Origin of the sequence: Paenibacillus sp. V4I3 (genome assembly GCF_030817215.1) — a bacterium.
Taxonomy (GTDB): domain Bacteria; phylum Bacillota; class Bacilli; order Paenibacillales; family NBRC-103111; genus Paenibacillus_E.
The window spans coordinates 3,245,207-3,268,376 of sequence record NZ_JAUSZA010000001.1 but is presented as its reverse complement, the minus strand read 5'-3'; the positions used below and the strand labels follow the sequence as shown (position 1 = coordinate 3,268,376).

Annotated in this window: 22 protein-coding genes and 1 pseudogene; 7 read left to right on the top strand and 16 right to left on the bottom strand. The window is 41.4% G+C overall.

All coding sequences use genetic code 11. From position 1 onward, the window contains the following. The first annotated feature begins 124 nt into the window (after nt 1-124). Nucleotides 125-1,024: a LysR family transcriptional regulator gene (locus tag QFZ77_RS15085; RefSeq protein WP_307440817.1), complete on the top strand. Its 900-nt coding sequence runs from the start codon at nt 125-127 to the stop codon at nt 1,022-1,024. Nucleotides 1,025-1,135: 111 nt separating this feature from the next. Here the strand turns inward: QFZ77_RS15085 and QFZ77_RS15080 are convergent, their stop codons facing one another. The 3 genes from QFZ77_RS15080 to QFZ77_RS15070 all read right to left on the bottom strand — a co-directional run bounded on the left by QFZ77_RS15080 (nt 1,136) and on the right by QFZ77_RS15070 (nt 4,380). Further along, a complete protein-coding gene (locus QFZ77_RS15080; protein ID WP_307440816.1) occupies nt 1,136-1,744 on the bottom strand; it encodes a multicopper oxidase domain-containing protein in 609 nt (202 codons plus the stop codon). Between the two features lie 45 nt (nt 1,745-1,789). Then, complete coding sequence (locus tag QFZ77_RS15075; protein WP_307440815.1) at nt 1,790-3,220, bottom strand: multicopper oxidase family protein; 1,431 nt, start codon at nt 3,218-3,220, stop codon at nt 1,790-1,792. Nucleotides 3,221-3,624: 404 nt separating this feature from the next. Then, nucleotides 3,625-4,380, bottom strand: coding sequence for an RCC1 domain-containing protein (locus tag QFZ77_RS15070; RefSeq protein WP_307440813.1), 756 nt, complete (start codon nt 4,378-4,380; stop codon nt 3,625-3,627). Between the two features lie 632 nt (nt 4,381-5,012). Between QFZ77_RS15070 and QFZ77_RS15065 the strand changes: the two genes are divergently transcribed. From QFZ77_RS15065 to QFZ77_RS15050, 4 genes are all read left to right on the top strand, one after another. Beyond that, on the top strand, nt 5,013-5,630 hold the full coding sequence (locus tag QFZ77_RS15065) for a nitroreductase family protein (protein ID WP_307440812.1): 618 nt from the start codon (nt 5,013-5,015) through the stop codon (nt 5,628-5,630). Between the two features lie 90 nt (nt 5,631-5,720). Then, nucleotides 5,721-6,167, top strand: a complete 447-nt coding sequence (locus QFZ77_RS15060) for a YybH family protein (RefSeq protein ID WP_307440811.1) — start codon at nt 5,721-5,723, stop codon at nt 6,165-6,167. A gap of 328 nt (nt 6,168-6,495) precedes the next feature. Next, nucleotides 6,496-7,995, top strand: a complete 1,500-nt coding sequence (locus QFZ77_RS15055; RefSeq protein ID WP_307440810.1) for an NAD(P)/FAD-dependent oxidoreductase — start codon at nt 6,496-6,498, stop codon at nt 7,993-7,995. A 320-nt stretch (nt 7,996-8,315) separates the two neighbouring features. After that, nucleotides 8,316-9,649 (top strand): IS3 family transposase gene (locus tag QFZ77_RS15050; RefSeq protein WP_307440809.1). Its coding sequence is split into 2 segments (ribosomal slippage): nt 8,316-8,703 and nt 8,703-9,649, totalling 1,335 coding nucleotides; the frame shifts between segments, so codons are not numbered across the junction. A gap of 209 nt (nt 9,650-9,858) precedes the next feature. Here the strand turns inward: QFZ77_RS15050 and QFZ77_RS15045 are convergent. The 9 genes from QFZ77_RS15045 to QFZ77_RS15005 form a co-directional block, all read right to left on the bottom strand. After that, nucleotides 9,859-10,893, bottom strand: a complete 1,035-nt coding sequence (locus tag QFZ77_RS15045) for a hypothetical protein (RefSeq protein ID WP_307440808.1) — start codon at nt 10,891-10,893, stop codon at nt 9,859-9,861. 169 nt (nt 10,894-11,062) lie between these two features. After that, a complete protein-coding gene (locus tag QFZ77_RS15040; RefSeq protein ID WP_307440807.1) occupies nt 11,063-11,827 on the bottom strand; it encodes a hypothetical protein in 765 nt (254 codons plus the stop codon). An 882-nt stretch (nt 11,828-12,709) separates the two neighbouring features. Further along, entirely contained in the window at nt 12,710-13,237 is a 528-nt protein-coding gene (locus QFZ77_RS15035) for a peptidase M56 (protein ID WP_307440806.1), read from the bottom strand. A 139-nt stretch (nt 13,238-13,376) separates the two neighbouring features. Beyond that, nucleotides 13,377-13,862, bottom strand: coding sequence for an alpha-crystallin domain-containing protein (locus QFZ77_RS15030; protein WP_307440805.1), 486 nt, complete (start codon nt 13,860-13,862; stop codon nt 13,377-13,379). 232 nt (nt 13,863-14,094) lie between these two features. Next, on the bottom strand, nt 14,095-14,589 hold the full coding sequence (locus tag QFZ77_RS15025) for a hypothetical protein (protein ID WP_307440804.1): 495 nt from the start codon (nt 14,587-14,589) through the stop codon (nt 14,095-14,097). A 516-nt stretch (nt 14,590-15,105) separates the two neighbouring features. Next, the gene (locus QFZ77_RS15020; RefSeq protein ID WP_307440803.1) at nt 15,106-15,666 is read right to left on the bottom strand and encodes a hypothetical protein; all 561 of its coding nucleotides are present in this window, start codon (nt 15,664-15,666) and stop codon (nt 15,106-15,108) included. Nucleotides 15,667-15,967: 301 nt separating this feature from the next. Continuing rightward, nucleotides 15,968-16,432, bottom strand: coding sequence for a hypothetical protein (locus QFZ77_RS15015; RefSeq protein ID WP_307440801.1), 465 nt, complete (start codon nt 16,430-16,432; stop codon nt 15,968-15,970). A 21-nt stretch (nt 16,433-16,453) separates the two neighbouring features. After that, entirely contained in the window at nt 16,454-17,035 is a 582-nt protein-coding gene (locus QFZ77_RS15010; RefSeq protein WP_307440800.1) for a GDSL-type esterase/lipase family protein, read from the bottom strand. A 188-nt stretch (nt 17,036-17,223) separates the two neighbouring features. After that, the gene (locus QFZ77_RS15005) at nt 17,224-17,727 is read right to left on the bottom strand and encodes a hypothetical protein (protein ID WP_307440799.1); all 504 of its coding nucleotides are present in this window, start codon (nt 17,725-17,727) and stop codon (nt 17,224-17,226) included. 302 nt (nt 17,728-18,029) lie between these two features. Between QFZ77_RS15005 and QFZ77_RS15000 the strand changes: the two genes are divergently transcribed. Beyond that, nucleotides 18,030-18,521 (top strand): hypothetical protein, encoded by a 492-nt coding sequence (locus QFZ77_RS15000; RefSeq protein WP_307440798.1) that lies wholly within the window; start codon nt 18,030-18,032, stop codon nt 18,519-18,521. Between the two features lie 615 nt (nt 18,522-19,136). After that, on the top strand, nt 19,137-19,349 hold the full coding sequence (locus QFZ77_RS14995; RefSeq protein WP_307440797.1) for a hypothetical protein: 213 nt from the start codon (nt 19,137-19,139) through the stop codon (nt 19,347-19,349). Between the two features lie 207 nt (nt 19,350-19,556). Here QFZ77_RS14995 and QFZ77_RS14990 read toward each other — a convergent pair whose 3' ends face one another. The 4 genes and pseudogenes from QFZ77_RS14990 to QFZ77_RS14975 form a co-directional block, all read right to left on the bottom strand. Next, nucleotides 19,557-20,069, bottom strand: coding sequence for a GNAT family N-acetyltransferase (locus QFZ77_RS14990; protein ID WP_307440796.1), 513 nt, complete (start codon nt 20,067-20,069; stop codon nt 19,557-19,559). Nucleotides 20,070-20,151: 82 nt separating this feature from the next. Then, a pseudogene (locus tag QFZ77_RS14985) lies at nt 20,152-20,585 on the bottom strand (DinB family protein). A gap of 212 nt (nt 20,586-20,797) precedes the next feature. After that, entirely contained in the window at nt 20,798-21,403 is a 606-nt protein-coding gene (locus QFZ77_RS14980; RefSeq protein ID WP_307440795.1) for a stalk domain-containing protein, read from the bottom strand. A gap of 172 nt (nt 21,404-21,575) precedes the next feature. Beyond that, on the bottom strand, nt 21,576-22,637 hold the full coding sequence (locus tag QFZ77_RS14975; RefSeq protein WP_307440793.1) for a flagellar hook assembly protein FlgD: 1,062 nt from the start codon (nt 22,635-22,637) through the stop codon (nt 21,576-21,578). Nucleotides 22,638-23,170 lie beyond the last annotated feature (533 nt).

The following is a 23,170-nucleotide window of genomic DNA, read 5'->3' as shown; positions in this document are numbered from 1 at the left end:
GATATTCAGAGTATCGTTCATACCTCCAAACCGTTTTCCGTCACAGAGGATTCAAACCATCCCACACAATACTATTTTTGTCTATAATAAGATTGAGAAAATGGAATGTGAGGTGCATAACAAGGTGGAACTTCTTCAGCTCGAGTACTTTCGTACTGTAGCCCGTTTGGAACACATGACAGAAGCTGCAGGGGTATTACATGTTACACAATCCTCGCTCAGTAAGACGATTCGATTGTTGGAAGAGGACTTAGGTGTCTCATTATTTGACAGAAATAGTCGCAAGTTACGACTGAATGAGTTTGGTCGTTCTTTTCTTCAGCGTGTAGAAAGGGCTTTGTTTGAATTGGAGGAAGGAAAACGTGAAATCGTCGATTTGACTAGCGCTGATTATGGTACATTATCACTGGCTGTTAACACTGCTTATATGTTGCCGGATATCCTTCATCGATTTCGGGAAATTCTTCCCCACGTCCAGTTTCATGTCCAGCAATTGAGGACCCATGAAATGGAAATTTGGGTTAAGAAGGGTGAAGTGGATTTTTGTTTGTCTGCCCCACCCATTCAAGGAAGTGAACTTGTCTGTGATATCGTTTTCCAAGAGCAGATTTATGTGATTGTCCCATCGACCCATCGATTTGCGAATAGGGACAGAGTTCGTTTATCCGAACTTAAGGAAGAACGGTTTGTCAGTTTGAAAAAAGGTTATGGAATTCGTGACTTGATGGATTCTTATTGTGAGAAAGTTGGATTTATACCCAACAACGCGTATGAAGGTGATGAACCGGCATCATTAGGTTCTCTTGTACAAGCAGGACTAGGAATTTCCTTTATACCAAAGACTGCATTATATGTTGTAGGGCATCCGGGAAATATTGTACCCTTGAAAATAGAGGAGCCCGTGTGTAACCGGGAGATTGGACTTTCGAGACACCGGAGTCGCTATTTATCAAGTGCAGCAAAGGAATTTCGTCAAGTTGTCATCGAGTACTTTCAGAGAATTGCACAAAACAATAACATGTAGATAACGGCATGATTCGCGATGGGAAGATCATCGATCATCTTGTGGAAAAAGGACTATCCCATTCATCTTATGGAATAGTCCTTAAATTTGAACATGTATGGATGCGATCGTTTATTCCGGCTGGTTGGCTGTTTTCTTCCCTGTTTGAAAAGGGGTGCTGATTCCTTCATAGGTTAAGTGCATGGTCATTCCCATTCCTGCATGTAATAAATTATGACAATGGTCCATCCATATCCCGGGATTATCTGCTTTAAAAGCAACTTCATAACCTTCACCGGGAGCTACATCTAGTGAATCCGTCCACCAAGGGCTTCCTGTAGTCGGTTTCCCGTTCCGGCTGAGAACGAGCATCGTATGCCCATGAAGATGCATCGGATGATGATCCAAACCGCGATTGAAAAAAGTTACTTTTACAAGATCACCTTCTTTGACCGTTAACATAGGAGTATCGGGAAAAACGCGTCCGTTTATGGTATATAAAGGATATAGTTTACCATCATAGAACCCTGCTCGACTATCAAGGACTATTTTGAAGGTGCGGTCAAATTTACTATTGATAGTGAAAGGGGTCTGCTCTTTTACTCCATATTGACTCGGATCGAATACGGGATATTGCTCATCTATAGCTAAGGTTGAATTGGTCTCCGTCTCACTAAAGACAATCCCGGGAGTTACACCTGCATCACTTTGGCTGCTCAACCTTACTGGTGTCTGTGGCATTGTGAATAAAACATCATATCGTCCACCGCCAGCGATAAATAGTCTCTAATTCGTTAATAAGGCGGGCGACTGAATATCATTTCCGTCGATTGCAACCACTTTAAATGGAACTCCTGACAATTGGAAAGATTGCGGGTAGTTCTGGGCATTAATGATTCGAAGTCTGACTATTGTGCCCGACGTAATTGTTTGATGATCAAGCGTATCATTTAACCCGTACGTGGGCGTTAATGAACGGTCATTTGCCAATTGCCAAGCTTGACTTAATACCGTGATCTCTTTCGTATTGGGCTCTGGTGGATCTTTTGGTTCAACGATGAGCGAACCGAATAACCCTTTAATGACTTGTTTTGCCGATTGTTGATGGGAATGGTACCAGTACGTTCCCGCTTGTTTGGCTTGAAAACGGTATATATGTATTCCTCCGGGTGGCACGGAATCTTGTGTAACTCCCGCAACCCCATCTTCTGCATTTGGCACGTTATACCCATGCCAGTGAATGGTAACCCCATCTTCAATATCTTTATTTTTCAACACAACTTCAACAATTTCACCTTGCTTCACTCGTAATTCCGGACCGGGAACGGTTCCATTAAAGGTCCAGGCTTCCATGGTCTTACCGGAACTTAATTTTACTTGTTGTTTCTGGGCAACTAGTTCAAAATGTCGGTCTACTTTCTCGGTTTGAGGACCCGTTAATGATGCTACACTTATTTCTTTTTCGTTCATAGAATGGTTCATCATTTGCATAGTAATCTCACGATGATTCATGCTTCCCATGCTTCCCATATTCATTTGATCTGGAAGAACAGATGCTTTTACGGACAAGGTATACCAGACGCCAATGAGGAAGGCAAGGCATACAAAGGAAATCACAGCACGTAAAAGTCTTGTAGATGTAGTATTCGCATAATTGGTTTGTAGCAGTTTTACACTGCGACGTTTTTGTCGAAGCCATAATGCAACTAGAATCAAGGCGAATACAATCCATAGGAGAATAGCATTTACAACATTTAATTCAAAAGGGTAAACAAAATAGAACGAATACCAATCTACAAAGGAACTGATCAGAGTAGCCTGAATGGGAAGAATGAATTTTGGCGAGGTAAGTAACTTTCGATCCATCTCATCTTCAGTGGATTGTAAATCGTCAGTAATTCGACTGTTCATCTTTCGCAGGATCTTAAGGGTTACAAGTGTCGAGAATGCTGAAGGGATGAGCAATGGCATGGAAAGTAATACTTTTTCCTTCATAAATTCCCAACCATAAGTACCTAGTAAGAATAGGATGACTAACTCTGCAACGACCAACGCTTGAGCAATAACGTATAAAATGGTAAAACGTTTTACACTTTGCTTAAATTCTTTTTTTGTATTTCGGAAGGGAAGACGACCCAAACGATTGGCTGCAATCGCCCATGACACAACCAACAGGAATACAACAGCAAAATCAATCAGGTATAGTTGTTCGTACATGATAAAAACCCCTTTCCCAAAAATTTACCAACTACACCTCCATCATATTCAACAAGTTACATTTATACAAACGCATTTATATTCATAAATCCATTGATTTGAACGAATAGAAGGAAGCGATACGTTTGGCTGCATCCTGCAGCATCTCGAGTGGCGGTTACTTTTGAGCATTTGCCGCATTGTGGGTTCCGTCTACAAGAAGCCTTGTGAATGAGATAAGTCACGATGATACGATACTGAGATACCTGCGACTTTGACAAAAAGCAAAGGAACTGCTAGGGGCAGTCCCTTTGCTTTTACATATCCTGGGAGACGTTTTGCATTGCTCTCCAAAAAAGAGCATTCTCACAGCCCTCAATACATTTAATTTTACCTATATCCACAAGCCAATGTTTAAAAGAAAACTAATTGCCGGGTAGTTGGATGCCACACCAACCACTTACATCGCATTGGCCATATTCATTATCACCCACAGCAACCACCGTGCCGTCCGATTTAAGACCGAGAGTATGAGCGCAACCCGCTGCAACCGCCACAATATCGCGCCAGCCACTTACATTGCATTGGCCATGCTCATTCCAACCCACAGCGGCCACAGTACCGTCCGATTTAAGGCCGATGGTATGACTACTACCCACCACAATCGTCACAATACCGCACCAGCCGCTTACGTCGCATTGGTCATGTTTATTCAAACCCACAGCCGTCACCGTACCGTCCGATTTAAGTCCGATTGTATGTAGATAACCTGCCGCGACCGCCACAATATCGCACCAGCCGCTTACATTGCATTGGCCATACCGATTATTACCCACAGCCGTCACCGTGCCGTCCAATTTAAGACCGATGGTATGCCAGTCACCCGCCGCGACCGCCACAATATCATGCCAGCCGCTTACATTGCATTCACTTTCATTATTTCGGCCCACAGCAACCACCGTGCCATCCGATTTAAGTCCAATGGTACGACGCCAACCTGCCGCAACCGCTACAATATCGCGCCAGCCGCTTACATCACATTGGCCATATTTATTATCACCCACAGCCGTCACCGTGCCGTTAGATTTAAGACCAACGGTATGACGACGACCTGCCGCTATGGTATCTTTAGGCCACCGTTTCACCTTTAACGCCGCTTCTTTCGGTGGAATGTTATCCATGTTTACCTCCTTGCAAACAAGACCTATTTTATTACGGCAGCGCTTTCCAGGCTTCAGGTCATGCTCCTTGCTACTGTCCGGATAGGACAGAAAGCACTCCCACGCCTAGTCTTCGTCTAGCCCCAGTGCCGTTAGCGCTTCCGCGGTCCAAATCATGTGGCATTGCATCTCCTATTTTCCCTGATCATAGCGATTCGGACATGGGATTTCAACACGTTACTACGAACACCCAAAAGAAAAAGCTTTCTCCCGCGCTTCGCTTGGCCTATGTCCTCCATCTGTGGACACCATCTCGATGGAGATACATACCATTATTTCCACTTCAGTTTTATCAACAACCGAACCCTTAGGGGTAACAAAAAAGAGCGATGTGCAAAATTTCACACCTTAAAAATTTTAAAAACTGTCTTGACATCTTGTAGCACTATATTCAGGTAACGCTCGATTTCTTTTATTCGTTCAAATCAATGAATATATGAATTTAAATGCGTTTGTATAAATGCATTTTGTTAATTATGATTGACTTAACATCAGTTGTATAAAAAAGAAAGGAGTGTTATTGGCGATTATAACCAACCGTTTTTCAGCCGTCGGCATGCAAATTGAGTTGAAATGAACAGGAGCTGATCTTTGTGGGAACAACTTCAATATTACAGAATCGCTATTCCGCTAGTGCTTTCGATCCCGAAGGCCGGATTGCCCGAGAGGAGTTGACCTCTTTTGTCGAACTTGCCATCAAGGCGCCTTCAGGCTTTAACCTTCAGCCTTGGCACTTTCTTATCGTCGACGACAAAGATAAGAAGGAAGCCTTGGGCACCGCCGCTTTCGGCCAGCAAAAAATTAGAGATGCTGCGGCATCTGTAATTGTGTTGGCGAATTTGCAGGCTTATGAGCGTGCTGAGCAAATGGTGAATGATCTCGTAACAAAACAGTATCTTCCGGAAGCGTACAAGGAAAAAGCGATCAATAATATTCGCTCTTATGATGTAAATTCACCTGACAAGTACAAAGAGGAAGTAATCATTGCCGCTTCTTTTGCGGCATACGGCTTTCAACTTGCCGCATTTGAACACGGCTACGGGGTAAATCCCATTGGTGGATTTGATCCGGCTGCAGTTTCCGAGACGTTCGGCATCCCGGCTCACTTGAAGCCCATTTTAATTATCGCCGTCGGCCCTTCCCCGGTGGAGACGAAGCAGCGCAAGTTCCGATTCCCAGTAGAAGAGGTATCATCTTTTAACGCAATCTGACAGACTGGCTGCCCATCTGCAGACCGTTTACTGAATCATATAACAAAGCGGAGAAATCAGTGAACCACACATACAGAGGAGGAAAAACCAATGAGTGACTATCAAAGAATTGTTGATCGCTTCGAGATCGAGGCGCTGCGCGGCGAATTCACCGACGCAGTGATGATGCGCGACCCCGACCGCCTTGCGTCATTGTTCACGGAGGACGGCGTGTGGCGGATTTCCCAAGTCGTCGAATTCGTTAGCCGGGAGCAGATTCGCGCCGGGAGCAAGCAGCTACAGAGTCAGTGGGACTATTTCGTGCAAACCACGCACCCGGGCACGATCCAGCTCGAGGGCGATACCGCAGTCGGCCGTGCCTACATCTCAGAGCTCGCGCGCCTGCGCGACGGCAGGAGCGGACTGAACTACGCCGTGTACCATGACCGCTACCAGCGCACAGAGGACGGCTGGAAGTTCGCCGAGCGCGTCTACGAGGTCAGATACCTCGACACCACACCGCTTTCGGGCTCGTCGCAGATCGACTCACATGAGTAGGAGTCGATGTTCTCGGCGCCCCGCAGCGGGGCGCCTGCAAATGAAGTGCAAAAAACAATTCAGGTCGGATTATTTTGAAAAAATATCTATTCCTTCAGCTACTCAAAGAGCACTTGAACGAAGAATAGCTGATGCAATCTCCAAAAAATGGCCAGCGTAAGGGGAGAATCAAAACTCTTTTACCTTGATTTTAAGGATTTTGACAACAATTTCTGTCCCAATGCCCCCTATACCCCTTAAATCACGGAGGATCAATACCGAGTTCCTTTTTAAGATTAGCAGTAGAAGGAAAAATAACCCTTGGCAATACAATGGAAGGATGATTATCATGTCAAACATGAACAAAGCTGTAGTTATTGGGGCAGGAATCGCTGGACTGATAACGGCAAGAATGCTATCCGAGTATTATAAAGAGGTATATATTGTTGAACGCGATGAATTACCGACAGCACCAGCCAATAGGCAAGGTACTCCACAGTCTTTCCATCCTCATCGTGTACTGCCACGCGGTCACATGATTCTAGAGCGCTACTTCCCTGGTTATACGAATGATCTGTTAGACCACGGTGCTCATCCCTCAGACGCCGAAGAGATGGTTCTTGTTAATCAGTTCGGTACACTTGTAAACCGTCCTCTAATCAACAGTGCTTCGAGCAGCAGGGCTTTGTTAGAATGGGTGCTTCGTCGCCGTGTACAAAACATCCATAATGTTCACTTCCTAACAAATACAGAGGTTATAGGTTTAATGTCTTCTGAAGACCGTCAAACGATTACTGGCATATATACAAAAAAGCGCAACGAGAATAAACAGGAAGGTATGCTTACAGCGGACATGGTTATCGATACTGCTGGGCGCTCTTCAAAGGTCATCAAATGGTTGAATTCGCTCGGTCATACTGTACCGGATCCAGAGGTGCTGAAGGTATTTCTTGGCTATAGTACCCAGTACTACAAAATTCCTCCGCAAGCGGATAAAGAGTGGAGATCGGTTATATCTGAGGCACAACCTGCTAAAGGAATAAGTACTGGTATGCTATTGCGCATTGAAGATAATATAGCCGGAACATTACTGTTTAGCGCAGGTGGTGAGCATTATCCTCCCACTAAACCGGATGAATTCCAAGAGGAACTCAAAAACCTAAATGCATCAGAAATTGCTAAGATTGTAAGTAATTTAGAACCTTTGCAAGGCCCTCGCGGATATCGTACACCTGAATCTATTCGGCAGCATTTCGAGAAAATGGAGAATTGGCCGTCGGGACTGCTTGTTCTTGGAGATGCGTTCTGTAACTTTGACCCCATTTATGGACAAGGAATGACGGTAGCTGCAATTGAAGCAGAAACAATTGCAAATTGTCTGGAAGAGCAGAGGCGCAATTCACAGCCATATTTTGAGCGACATGTGCTACATCGGATGCAAGAAGCCATCGACCCGGCTTGGTGGCTGAGCTCTATTGCTGATTTGCGATGGAAGGGTGTCGAGCATATTGATGCAACGCCTATAAAGGGGGTTTCATTCGCCCAGAAATACATCGACTTGTTCACAAAAAAAGCGATGGAATTAGGAACTAATGGTAATAGCAAATTTTATCTAACACAGTTCTTGATGAATTCCTTGGTTCTGCCTCCTAGCAAATTCTTTAATGCGGAAATACTGACCATGATATTGAATGATAATGGTTCGCCAGAAGAAAAACAATTAAGAGCGGAGCTTGGTGTTCAGGATCCTAAACTATTTCAGCAACGAATTGATGAATTAATTCCGTCGTTTGATGCTGCATTCGATGAGCGTTTGAAGGACGTTCTTATGTCTTTCGAACAGCAATAATTTATGGAGGGTAGGCTGCAATTTTAATATTTATTACTCATAAAATGAACTCTCCAGACATGGAGGGCTCTTACATTTTTATCCATGTGTTTGCGGGTGGTGTCAGTTATCTAAACGAGCGCGTGAAAAACCCTTGAAATATAAGGCTCTGCACATTGTTTACATGTATTCAATGTATTCTTGTGGGAGCATCATAAAAAGCAGTCCAAAACTGGAACAATGAACTGTGACCCACAAGAAGGACACTTTGAAAAAAGTGCCCCTCTTGTGGGTCTTTTGTGTTTTAATCAGAGTAATGGTGAGGGAGCGGGGATAAGAAAATGGGGAATTTAAATCGTACGTTATTCACAGAAGAGAACATGCGGAGGTTAGAAACAAATTCAAATGTGCAGCATGTATCGGAGACGAATATTACATATACGCCTGAATTTAAATTAGCTGCAGTTAAAGCCTATGAAGAAGGGGAAACACCTGCGGAGATATTCATTAAGGCTGGTTTTGACTTGGATCTCATTGGTCATAAAAAACCCAAGCAGAGTTTAAAACGCTGGCGCGATACCTACGCTACATTTGGAGAGTCGGGACTCAAGGAAGAGCGGCGAGGCAGAGGCAGTACCGGACGAAGGAAGACTGGTGCTTTGTCTGCAGAAGAAGAATTGAAATTGGCGAGAGCCAAGATTAAGTTTCTGGAAGCAGAGGTAGACCTTCTAAAAAAGCTCGAGGCGCTCGAAAGGCAGAGAAAGAAACATTAAGGCCCTCCGAGCGCCACGAGATCATCAATCATACTATCCGAGCGCATGGGCTAAAGCGTATGACGCGCTATCTCTGTGCGATCGCGGCGGTAAGTACAAGCGGCTACTACAAGTGGATGGAAACCCAACAGCATCGGCAGCTTCGTACAGTGACTGACGAATGCGACATCGTTCTCATTAAGCAGCACTTCGACGCTCTGCGGGGTAAAGCTGGTGCTCTGGTGATTAAGATGCGTCTCGAGCAAATTAGTGGCGTTATCATGAATCACAAGAAGATCCGCCGCCTTATGCGCAAGTTCAATCTTGTTGCACGGATCCGCCAAGCCAATCCGTACCGGAAGATGGCCAAGGCAACTCAGGAGCATCAGACATTCCCGAACCTTCTGGAGCGCCAGTTTGATCAGGGTGAACCAGAAAAAGTATTCCTCACCGACATCACTTACTTACGGTATGGAAGCGGACAATGGGCCTATCTTTCGTGTGTGAAAGACGGGGCTACCCGACAAATTCTTGCCGACTGCCTCGCTGCTACACTGGAGCTACCGCTCGTCGAACAAACGATTCAACGCCTGTTAGAACGGCTTGATGGAAACATACATCCCGAAGCCATCTTTCACTCCGATCAAGGCATGCACTACACACACAACAAAACTCGTCTTCAAATCAAGAAGGCCGGTTTTAAGCAATCCATGTCCCGTAAAGGTAACTGCTGGGATAATGCTTCGATGGAATCATTCTTTGGGCATATGAAAGATGATGTTGATTTCAAAGCATGTCAGACCTTTGAGGAGGTAAAGGCATGTGTTGCTGACTACATAGCCTACTACAACTCCGAGCGGTATCAGTGGACGTTAAATAAGATGACCCCCGACGAATTCAGAGGTCATCTCCTTGCTGGCTAAGCCTAAGTCGTTTTTTATAAACTGTCCACAACTAGGGTCACAGTTCACAATACAGTCTTGGCCTGCTTTTTTCTGTCATTCAACTCGTGCCCGTTAGCGCAGCGGGATAACCGATTCATATGATGGCTCGTTATTTGTTTATTAACCAGAAGAAATTCTTTGACGAGAGTCGGGAACCTTCGTGCCTGAAATGGTATTTCACATGGACGCTATTCTACCTCCGGGATAGCCAACAGAATTTCCTCCGCGACTTCACAAAGATCGGGAAGAAAATCTCTGACATCTTTGGCGCGCTGCCGGATGTCGTCCCATGATCGAATGCCGAGATCGGCAACCATTTCGTCGAAGGAAGGCGCGTACACGGGCTGCAGTTCCGGGGCGTCCGCAGCGAGAATTTTGTGGCACCTTGCGAAGGTCGCCACCATCCAGAAGACTGCTTCGCGGTGACAGCCTAATCTTATCAGCTCCCGGCTCCCGTCAATGACGATCGGCCTTGCCGCGGCCGTAATGTCGGAGCTGAAGAAGAACGGCGTTCTTGCAACAGCTGACGCTGCATCGAAGGTACTGGCAAGCTCATTCAGATGCACTTCGACACGCTGAGGACTTAAGTCGGCGCATCCGAGCAGCCTCAGCAGGTGCGGATAATCGTCCGTGCGCCCGTACGCCTGAAGAACTTGGTGTGCAGCTAGATAACGCAATCGAATCGTCGGATTACGAAGCGCAGCAACAAGGAGGAGGTGAGTTGTTACGCCTGTCGGAAAAAGCCATGCCGTAACCTGGTCGTACCACGGCGCGGAGGGGTCGATGGACCCCAGCCCCCTCTCGATCGACCGAAGCACGTTTCCGCAGCGACGGCGTACCCATGCCCGTTCCGCGAAATGGCGGGATACCTCCCGTTGCACACTTCGCAGATATCCCGTGGGATCATCAATGATGGTGTCCGTCCGGAAGCTGCCGGCAAGGTGATACGATGTCAGAACGTCCTCAGCGGACGAAAGCTGATGCCGGGACAGAAAGGAGATCTCAACAAGCACTCCCAAATGGATCAATTTCCCTGGTTTGAGCGGAAGGTCCTTCCGGTCCAGCACGACCATGACGTCGATATCGGAGCCGGCGGACATCTCCGTGTCGTCCGGTAGCCCTACTGTCGAGCCGCTGAAGTACGCTCCCATGTATCCTGCTTCTCGGCTGATGTGGCTTGCCACCCAATCGACTGCCGCCGTGCGTGCATCCCTAACCTTCATGGCATCCTCCCCTAAAAACTCCCTCTTTGTTAAACTCTTCTGCCCGTTAGCGCAATGAAGCAGCCGGTCATTGTGAATCGGCTGCTTCCGTGTTTTTATTGAACTATCGTTCCCCGTTAGCGTAGAAAAGTCAGGCGGGTCCATCGATAACTCCACTTAGTAGTAAAAGCTATTCCACATGAATTGGGCTTCCACTCGATGACCCGTTAGGATTAACGAAGAACATGTAATAGTCTCCTGGTGATATGTCCAAGGGAATGGTGATTGTTTTTGAAAAACGGCCAAATTGGGGAATAGCTTCTGTCTTCAACAACACTTTATCCCCTTCCCTCAACTCTAACATTACATTTCCATCAATCCACCCGTTTCCTATTAATTTATAACTCTCGCCTGCATGAACGGTTTTCTGGTAAGTATACATCGGAACAGTTGGCATCCACATCTCATGATCCTTCACAATAAAACGATAAAGCGACGGGGCCATCGCAAAAACTGAGTCGTGCTGTTTGTTTGCGGAATCCTTTATGATCACCCGGTCTTCCGCCGTCGTACAGGTAATTGTAGTAGACCCGGCTTTATCGGTACTTTTGTCGCAGTGGGACGCAGGCATAATATCTACAACCGTGCCATTCTTCCGTATAAACTGCAAGTGCCAATCCCGGTGAGACGCAGACAGTAAAGTATCCGAAATCGGCCGCGCTTCGTCATACCACTGTGCAAGTTGTGCTATTTTGCTGTCGTCGAGTCCGGCGAAAAGTGATTGATTTACATTCACGTTTGGCAGAGGGAAGGCGATTCCTACTAGATCAATATCGTTAGTCGCTAGTACAGGGACATTTTTAGGACCCGGTTGTGTTAGAGCTGATTGATGTATTGACAATGTCAGCGCAAGAAGCATCAACGTTGTAAAGCAGGTCGATATACTCGTCCTCAACTAAACCCCACCTTTTTTTGTACTTTGGATTTTCTATCTTTAGGACGTATAGATTGTCACCAAAGTTTCGGAACTGAAATGCACATCCGTGATTTATATCTGCTTCTTCCTTGTCCGCATTTTTTAAATCGCCAGTCGTCATGTTTCATAAAATGGAACATGCTACGATGTATATACTAGGAAAAAACAAATAAATTTGATAGTCTTAGTTGAATTAAACTGCCCGTAATAAACAAAAGAGGAGCTGCCGCGAAGCAAACCCCTCGACTAGTTCTCCCGTTAGCTTAATGTTGGAAACCCTTTGTTCAATTTTTTATACAATTCTACCGAAACCACATAAGCCATATATCCTATTAGGCAACCAATCATGTTCAAAATTACATCATCAATATCCGTTGCCCCTAAATTCGTTACATACTTGTCAAATATTATTGTTTATGATGATTTTTGAAGCTAACAAATCCTATAATGACACTAATCATTCCAATTATTAAAACTTTTAGCCATGATATTTTTGCAATAGTAACATCAGATCCAATATGCTCAAACTCGAATATTGACCACCATTCATCAGATTTGTGAAGGAATAACGAGAAGGCAAACCAAAAAATGAACACTACTATTATTGCGAATACGAATATGTATAATGCCACTTTTTTCAATACCCCACCTCCTGCATTTATACCTATATGTTAAAACGATAATATATATACTTGCTGCTGATAATACCCGTTTTTAAATCATTGAAAAAGGCAACTGAGCGCAATCAGCTGCCTTAATGTCGTGATTAAACTATAGTGTCCCGTTAGTTCAACAAAAAGAACAGGTTGCCACGGCTAACTGCTCGTTAATGTCTATCTACATCGGGGATATGGTTTTTACTTATGAATGTATAAAAGTAACAGTATTACCGATTTGATATATATGGTTTTGATCTGCATAGATGATGAGATAGTAGTATTTATCTCCGTTTATAGTCACTGGTGAAGGATATTTGATAATTAAACTTGCTTCATTATGCATATGCTCATCTTGGTCAGTGGAAGGTAAAATTAGTCTTGCTTCTTGTCCGGATATACTCAAACTTTCTATTTTAGGTCTTGATCCAAATGGTTGTAACTTATGATATGCATTAAATTTCACAACATCATCTATATTCAAGCCTACCCCTGATACTGCACTAATTAAAAAATATCCGTCAGTACCTTCGTACTTAGCAGGGGTGTATCCTGTCACTGGTTTCCACGATTTCGGATACTGGAACTCAACTTGGTAATCAACATTCTTATAGATGTTATAGTTAGGTGGTTTAGTTCCGTCATGTAACTTTTGAGGTTCAGCTAACGTCGATTGGGGAAGAAACAAAATACTAATGATAAGAAACAGAGCATATAACAACTTTTTTCTCATTTAATCACCCTAGTTTATTTTTTTCAGGTATGGTAAAAGTAATCCATTAGCCTGCCCTTTAAATAAACAAAAAGGAACAGCTGCCGCGGCAAACTGCTCCTACACCTCAGCCAAGAGGTGTTTTTATTGTTGGCTGAGGTTAGTTTGTGTTCTTATTTACGCTATCTGCTAAAGGTATTTCAGCAATAATCTTTGGTCCATCTAGAATAAGTAAAACACCGTCAAGTGAAGTAGATTTTACTTTTTCAACTTCTACGTTTTCCTTAATTTGAAATTCTACATGAAAAGATGATTCTTTACCTGGCTCTATAAAACCAGCTGAACCACTGCCTCTGAGTTTCATTTTTCTAAATCCCGTATTTTCACTCATCACCATTAACGAAGCAAGTTTATCATTTGGTCTTACCGTCACTTCTAAACCTAATGGGTGATTTCCAGGATAATCGAATGTACTAATAATTCGTTGAGAGCCAGTATTTTTGATTCTGAAATCGTATCGTAATATACGTTCAGTTTTAATGACCGTTGGTTCAACACTTGTCAAAATAAGTTCCCCTTTCTTTACAAATCCCATAGTAAAGAGAAGTAGAAAGCACATCAGCAATACAATTGATATTTTTTTCATTATTCCCGCCTCCATTGAACTAGCACTTTTTTAGTCCTATGCTTGTGCTTAGGATAGGATAACCGCGTAATGGAAAAATATTCATCGTTCCACTATGCTGACCGTTACTTGAATGAACAAAAAGAGGAGCTACCGCGAGGTAAGCTCCTTCACTATCGTTTCTCGTTAGTTCAACAGGTAAAAAAGTGGACTCGCTATATGTACTATGCGTGGTTTTTAAAAGTGAATGTGATTAGTTATTTCTACCAGGAACGGTCATCAATCCATTTTCATGCTCAATAAAAATCTTGCTGCAAGAAGCTGTGCCTTTTGTAGGAGAACCTGGAATTGCATCAAATATGCAAACTTGTTTCTGTACTTGATACATATCATCAACTCGAACGACTGAATAATCTACTGAAGGCAATTCCATATTATCATCTTTATACTTCAAAGCCACCGATACTTTGATATCTGCTGAATCTGAAGTGTCCACTTTTCCCAATGAAAAAGCTACTAATGGAGTTACTCCACCAGCGTCACCTTCCTTAATAATGGCATTAAAATAATCTGTAACGATGCTCTTAGCAGATTCTTCGAGATTTTGTTGTTGTACCTCCTGTATTGGTCTGCTCGTTTTCTCTTCAAGCGACCTATTATCTTGTAACCCAGCTGCACTGACTATCCCAGCACAAGTAACTAAAAAAAGAACTGTCAGGATAGAAGCAAATTTAGAACTCTGTCTCATATAAAAACTCCTTTTTGTTAATTAAATTTTTCACAAACAGCATAGCCCTTTTATCTTTTATCTTTTGTATTTATTTTTTCTCAATACATCTATGTCTTTCTCTTGGCTCCTTCCAGTAAGTTTTAACTACTCAATTAGACGTTCAATGCTCACAAAAGTTCCATCATTTTACAAATCCCACTCTACTGTCCGTTACTTCAACGGACAACGGCAGCCGATCTTATGCCGGCTGCCGTTGTGTCGTGATTGAACTATAGTTCTGCCGTTAGCTGAACGCTCATACGACATCAGATGATTACACGTATTCTATCTCTACCTGGCCTTCTACCCGTTCGTTGCGGATCCAACTCATCTCTTTAAAACACGCATTAGAGACGTATTTGGGGACATATAATACCAACCTATCTCTTCGGCCTGATTCCTGAGATGCCGACCATTCAGACATAAATTATGTGTATTTGAAAAAACCCTTAAAGCACACTTCAATGGTTTCGATTTATTAATTGGATTCAATAACTACTGCTTATTATAAAATATGGAGTTACTATCAGGAGAAGGCATTCTTTTTACCTGGTTTATGTTAGAAGAATTGTATACGGATAAGACATCTCCGGTTTCCCCATCAATAACTGTTGTTACTTCTCTTGTTGGTACCACACCTTCTCCTAAGTTATGATCATTGCTAAACTTAGATGTAAATACCCATACCATTCTCTCTGGTTCAATATCGTGTCTAAGGTCATCTGCAATCCCTAGATCAATAAAATCATGATATGTCATTAAACTTTTTCGGGTATACATTCCACCCTTTTCGGCTAACTCTATATCAGATACGTACCCAGGAATCTCGTTTTCCTTTTTAATCTTTACATCTTCAGTTGTTTTTTTATAATTAACAGAAGTAATTGATATATCTTTACCATCGGGATCTTTAGAAAAACCACGCCCAGTAATTGCAGTATTCATCTTGTCATATAAACCTATATTTGCAAACGTTTTTGTTTGAGTCGATATACTCAAAAATAAAAAGGTGGTACAAAAACTCAAAATAATAAGCATCTTTTTCTTTTTCAACATCTACACCCCTGTTTATTAATTCGATACAATATCTATTCTATTAGAAACGCTGCCGCTCATATTATCTGTAGCTGAAGTAACTATTATTGAGTGCACTAGCACTGCTTTCACTATACTATCATAGGCATAAACCATTGCAAAAGTGCAAAATTCAATTGTACTGTACTTATTCAACCAAACTGCCCTGGTTAGCGCAACGAAGGCTGCCTATGATTGTGGCAGCCTCGTCCTGGTTGTATTTGAACTATCGTTTCCGTTAGTTCAACGACCATACCTCGATTTAATGAGCATTCTATTTAATTCATTTCTGCTCTTCATCTTTCAGCGCTTTCCACGCTTTTGTAAATCTTTCGTACACATCGTCAGGAAACTCAAACCCCCATCGACGATAATACTCTTCCTTACCTAGATCAAGTAATTTATTAATCTCAATTAGAATTTTCCTTAATAAGTCCTTTAATTTGACCTTAGCTTTAAATACACATGAACCTTTGTCAATTTCATCCTTGTTGAAATTATCATTAAATTCAAATATTTCAAAAATACAGTCGGAATCTATTCGCTGAATACGAATTCGACATTCGTTTGGCTCAGTCTGAATAACGATTACTGTTTCTGATGCACCGTAAAGCAAACTTGAGACACGCTGAATAATATCATAAATAACATCCGTCATAAATGATGCTGGTATATTATAATTGCCTGACATATCTGTAACTTCTATATCTAGCCAACCATGATACTCAAGAGTAAAGGAAATTTGCATTCCGTAATTCCTATCTGAGACCTATTTTGAATACCAGCCCTTCATTATAATCTGTAACTTTTTGTATATTTCATCGGATAAATAGTCGTAACCCCGTTCACCGAAATGTAAACCATCGTTTCTTAAACCTAGTAAAATGTCGCTCAAATTTTGAAGTCCAACCATATTTGAAAACAAGTCAATATAGTAACTGCCTGTCGCTACACTCACTTCTTTAACGCTATCCGTATACTGCCTAAGAACTGCATTAGTTCGCGCATGTTGCAAACTCTCGTCAACTGGTGAGGGGCTGATAAGAATCGTCTTTCTTGGAGTAATCATCTTAACAATGTCGGTGAGATTCCTTTTATAGTCTTGCAATTGAATCATTTTGTGAAACGCAGCATCATTTGCTCCGAATAGTACCGTCACTAAATCAGGATTATGAATTATGACATCTTTCTCAATTCTCTGAAGTGCATCGTATGTGTTGTTGCCTGGTACACCAGCGTTAATGACTTCCCAATTTCCTCTTAGTTTTTCCTTCAGTTTAAGTGTTAATAACGGGCGATCATATCCTTCTGTCCTCGCGGTGATGCTGTCTCCAAAACAGACCAACTTCATTTTCTGGGTTTCCTTCCTTCAAAATTGTTGGAGTAGATTATCTCAAGATATTTTCCATTTTATCACAATCTTATTTAGCATAACTGCCCGTACTTCAATAAAAAAGCAACCGAGCATTCTTGCCGGCTGCCATCGCATCATGATTTCGCTATCGTTCTCCCGTTAGTTTAACGACTATGCTATACTCCTTATTTATTAACTAAAAAGGGAACAGTCTTCATAATTACTTTTTTATTTTCAGATTCTATCTTAAAGAACAATTCTTCCTTAGCTACTGTAAATAATCGAATTGGGTTACGCATAGAAACGAATAGCTCACCTTCGGAATTCGGCTTAAACATTACTTCATCTTCCAGTGATCCAACCTTCATTTTGACATTCTCTATTGGACCAAATATCACTCCAGGAGAGACTCCATTATCTACTACTAGAGAAATTGTATATTTTTCTCCAGGATTTAAGCCTTTCGCATAAATAATACAATCAGCACCGCTCTCTTCAAAAATAATAATTGCTCGCCCTATTCCACTTTCAAAGGGTAGTTCTTGCAGCTGCTGTGACTTTGGTAAGTTTAAGACTTCATTTTTCGTTGTTTTTTCAATCGTTGATTCCGTATTAGAACATCCAGTAGAAACTACCAATAATGCTACTACAACTAATAGTTGACGCATTAATTTATAAGTTCTTTGCATGTATTGACTTCCTTTCATGCTTTGTAAGTATAGACGTATAAAAACAAAGCATAGTTGCGTTATAGTTCCCCGTTAGCGTAACGATGAATTCATTGAGAATTTAAAGACTCAAAAGCTTCTGCTGATCATTCAAAAGGTGACTGATAAAATTCTGATGAACTTTTTAACTCAGTTCATTAAATATCCCTGAGGACAGCGGAGCGAATAGTGCAGTCCTTCTAAAAATGTATATATGTGGAAGTGAAAACATGATAAGTTAGTTGAGACGAATATCTTATATTTGATTAGGAGTGCTCAAAAATATGAAGTTAGATAAGGCTCGAGAAATTATCAACAAATATGGTGCGGCATTAGCCACTGAAGAAGCCATTCTACGAAGAGAGTCTCTTCTTCCTTGCGAAAAAGATACCATAGTAAAGGCAGCTAAGTTGTTCCTTGCTTATCTAATTGAATACGATACTCTCAATGAAGACACAGAGCAATCTATGATTACGTCAATTGCAGGAATTGGATCATTTGTCCCAGATAAAGAAGCTATTGAAGTGAATAAGGTTCTCCACTTAATGCGGGCAGGAGAGATTCCCTCGGACGATCCAAGAATTGCTCCTGCGATGCAAAAGGTCACAAGCAAGATGATTAGCCTTGAATTGATGAGTGAGATTCAAAACTTCATTTTTGAAGTACGTCTGTTAGATAGATTTGATCCTTTGTATCACCAACGTATTTACACTTTAGCAGGCATTGAGTATAGTCCTGAAAAAAAGAGATCATTTTGGAGATCATTGTTTGGATAAGAGAAATTGTTCGACTGCCGTGAAAACAGCCTTACGAAGGCAAGGTTAGATTACATAGACTACAAAGCCACAGGTCATAGCAACTTCTCAGATAGATACCGTATTATGATGAGTGAGACTGATCCCGCCAAGTTGTTTGGTCTGACGAAGCATTTCCCTGCATTTGTATACGTATTAATGTTATTACCTGGGGACGTTAGATCAAGAACCGCGGCTGCGTGTCTATAATGTATTTGAAAGAAAGTTTGCTTTGTAATTTGGGGCATAGGAGGAAAGCTCTTGGACAATTACCGGGAATTCACGGAAGAAAGTGAAGTACCTGCATATCTAGAATGGCGTAAGCATAATCCTGGAGGATTCGTCCTTAACATCAACACTTGGACTCCAACGTCACCTATGACGTATATAATTCATTCTGCAAAACGGTGCCCGTCGTTGGACAGTCCCCCACTGAAGAATCGGGATAACCCAATTACGTCTGATCATCCAAAGCTATGTTCGACGGACATACAAGATCTGATTGGCCGTATGGAATTAAAAGGCTTACCGTATAAACTTTGTGGATGTTGCTTGGAAGTGCACACTGGGTCATTGAAATAGGGGAGTTGAACGGCGATGAAGAAATACTTAGGTGTCCTGGGTGTCGGAGCAGTTTTGATTGTATTATTCAGCTTTCTTGTGTATCCAACGTTGTATCGGTACGACCATACAGCTTATGGTAGTAGTAATTTGCCTTTAGTAGTGAAAATTAATAGGCTGACGGGGAATTCCCAAATATTGATCCCTTACGGTACTACTAGTGGATGGCAAACCATTGAAGAGAAGTAAAGAGCACTGAGGTACCTGCTGAAATGAAATAGAGGGAATAGTATACCTATTCATGTTAAATTAGTATAAATCAGGGGCATCTGTACAACAAAGGCAACTAGCGGAAAGCATCCATTTGTGGCCTTTGTTGTGTTTCAAAACCAAATGAAAACGGGATCCGCAGACGCAGATCCCATCTCATTCATTGAACTATCGTGCACCTTTAGTTTAAAGTCGCAATCTTAAAATCATTAAGTCTTCATCGAAATACTGTTCATCAAACTTTAATGCATGTGGTTCTACACCGTAAACTTCAAACCCCAGCGAGACATATAAGCGTTTTGCTGATTTGTTATTAGACACAACCGTCAAATGAATCTGTTCCAACCCTTCACATTCTTTTGTTGCTCTTTCAATCAAGGCTGTTAGAAGGGCTTTACCTAACCCCTGTCCTCGAAATTTAGGCTCTACGTACATGCCGTAAATATTTCCTTTATGTGCCGTCTTAAGCCTGTTTTCACGTGAAAAATTGACAATGCCAACTAATGTGTTATTGTCGTCAAAACATCCCAATGTAAATTGATCTTTTGTATGGTGTATCCTTTCTATAATGTGCCCCAGAGGTTTAGTTTCTTCTTGCTCATACGTTGATCCAAATGCATCGGGATCATTTTTCAATGCACGCAACCTTACTTCCCTGTACACTTGGGCATCAGAGTCATTCAACAGACGAATGTTCATTAGTCACTTCCTTTCATTTATCAAATTGTTCTATATAAAACTTGCGGATTGAAGTAAAGTTCATCGTTAGTTCAACCTGTTACTAAACCAACCCTCGCCCAATAACATTGGCTGATATTGGTTGAAGCTCCAGTTCTCTTGCCCAAATAGAAAGCTGACCCATATGATGAATTTCATGAGCAATTACATGACGCAAAATTTCGCCCTTGGTAAAAACCCCTACTGTCCACGGAACACTGACTGTTTCAATTTCATAATCCGAAGTCCACGTATTAAGAAATGCTTGTATTTCATCGATCCAAGAATCTGAAAGTTCCTTTACCTGCAGGAGTGTTTGAAAGTTCTCAAATGGTAATTGGATATCAGGCTTACCTTGTATTCCACGAATCCAACTATATTCCACATCTAAAATGTGAAAGAGTGTTTGAGAATACTACCTAATCCACCTGTGCGGTTAAGTAACAATTCTTCTGATGGGACTTGTTTTAACAATTCAAACCATTCATTTCTAATCATCAAGTTATACTGAAACAATTTTATCAACCTACAACAACTCCTAGTTTAATAGTAAAGCTCACCAATCAATATTAGAACACATGTTCCATTTTGTAAATGTTTTCCTTGATAGGATTTCCCAACTATTCTGACCGTTAGCGGGAAAACAAAAACGGCTGCCGAAGCAACCGCTATTTCACTAACGTTCGCCGATAGTTCAATGACAAGGCGGATTATTTGTAGGCTGTGACTTCAAAATCCACGTTTACATATTTAGAGAAATCACCGACTTCGCCAGCCGAAACACACTTGATTTCACCCGTGCTTATGGTTTGCTTTTGGTCAGAGCCATCAGCTCTTGACGTGCCTGATGCCGTTCCAATCAGATTATCGTTCGCATCATAAAAATGCAATTTGAACTCAATGTCATGTTCGGTTTTGATTTGCGAATCCTTATCTTGATCTAAAGCTAATAATCCTCGAATACCCGTATATCCGCCGTCTAAGTACAAATCGAGCAAACCAAAGTGAATATTGGAATATTTTTTATCAGCAAGTATGGCTACATTTGAAGGGAAATGATTAATGGTAATGTCCTTGTACATCCCTTGATCTGTATAATCTACAAAAGCTCCTAGCTGCTCAGCCATAAATCGGACAGGGACGTAAGCGTGCCCTTGATAATTAAGCACAGCATACTCTTTCTCTAAGGGGGCATTTAGACCATTGATTTTAAAAAATGCTGGAAACAAAGAGGTTTGGAGCGATTCTGAAGCAAACACCACCGTAGTGATGGATAAAGAAGTTCCTACAACTAATCCAAGAATAAATTTTTTCAAATGTATCAACTCCTTAATAAAATACTCGCTATGTTCGGTGGGATCATAAACCCATTATATACCACAGGTTGTTTCTGATTTTGAAAGTTTTTGTTGAAATATAGATAACTGCCTGTTAGCGGAACGATAGTTTAGCAACAAACCCAATAAAAGAGTGCGCTATAAACCCATACTAATTATTTGTTATCTTATTAATCTGATCTTGGGTTAACTCTATATCCCACTTTTTGTACCGTGCAAAATTATATAGCGTTTCAGTAACAGCTGACCCTTCAATATTATATTTCAGTGAGTTAGGTACGATAATACTTACTTCATATTTACCAGGTGCAACTGGTGCACCGTTTTGATCCCTTAAATCCCATGCTGGAAGGTAAGCTTTATACCATGACATAGCGGGAATTTCACCCTTGAGATCAGATAGTTTATAACTCTTGACGATTTCCTTTCGATCACCAATTACTTTGTTAATTTGAAACTCGATGGAGAGTGGTTCGATATTTAAGTCATTTTTGCTTTGATTTTTAAATTGGAGACCAGAAATGAGAGCTTTTTTGTTTTCATCTATTGAAGGTGGACCAAATGAAATGCCAGCAACATTATTTATCATTCCATCTGAAAAATATTCTAAATTGGTTAGTCCCCACAAATCTTTGACCACAACTTCAAATGAGGTTATTTTCCCTTGTGAAAAAATGGGTGCTGAGAACTTCCGCGTGTCCCCAACTTTTGCCAATGAAAGCCCCTCTATTGTTATCTCCACACTGGAACCAGTTACCTTCTTATTTGAATCTAAAGCGTGTATCTCGATTACTTTTCCCTCTAGATCTTTGTTTATTGTTATTAAACCTGATAGTGAATAACTATTATTTCCAGAGAAGGTGCTCTCCAAATTGCTAATGGAGACAATGCCTTCATTATCTCGTATCATATTTTTATCATCATCGTTTAAATAGATGTCGATTACATTTTTCCCTCCACTTAATTCAGAAGGAGCTGTGTAAATTACCTTCCCATTCAACGTCTCAGAGAACAATCGTAAGGGTATATAAACTTTATTATTATAATTAATTACAGGATCATCATTGCTAAATGAAACTTCTGTAGTTTCACCTTTATTATGAAATGTAACTGTACTCGGAAATAAGAATGCTTGTAGACTTTCTGACGCTAATGTAACTGTACAAGCTGAAATTCCAACACCAACAATAATTCCAGAAATAAATTTCTTCATAGTCTCCACTCCTCATTAATTTCGAAAGTTAATTCATTGTAACTATTATTTCGATAACACTTACTCGATTTAGAAACACATAAACGAAGTAACTTTTTTTATAGTTCATTGCTCTTCTTCCATGAACATAAATCTTTACTCCATCCCATTAAAATAGAAAATAATCCCAAATATGTAGACGCCGTAAATCACTGATAGTTGCGTATAACTCCCATACAGCGGAAGAAGTGATAGCTTAAACTCAAGCTACCACCACACTCTACTGCCCGTTACTTGAACGAACAAAAAAAGGAGCACCACGAGGCAAACTCCTTCACTTTCGTTCTGCGTTAGCTTAGTCAAGGTTCGCGAGATTGTTCATGTATTTTAAGAAAAAAGAAACCGAGACAATAATTGCGAAAATAACTCTTAAAAGCTTTGTTCTCGTTGATTTTCTTTTAAGAAATAAAAGGGCAGAAAGAAAATATATAAATACCCCCAATAGGAAAGCCGTGATTGCTACAAAAGGAACTCCCCAGAGAACCAAAATTAAT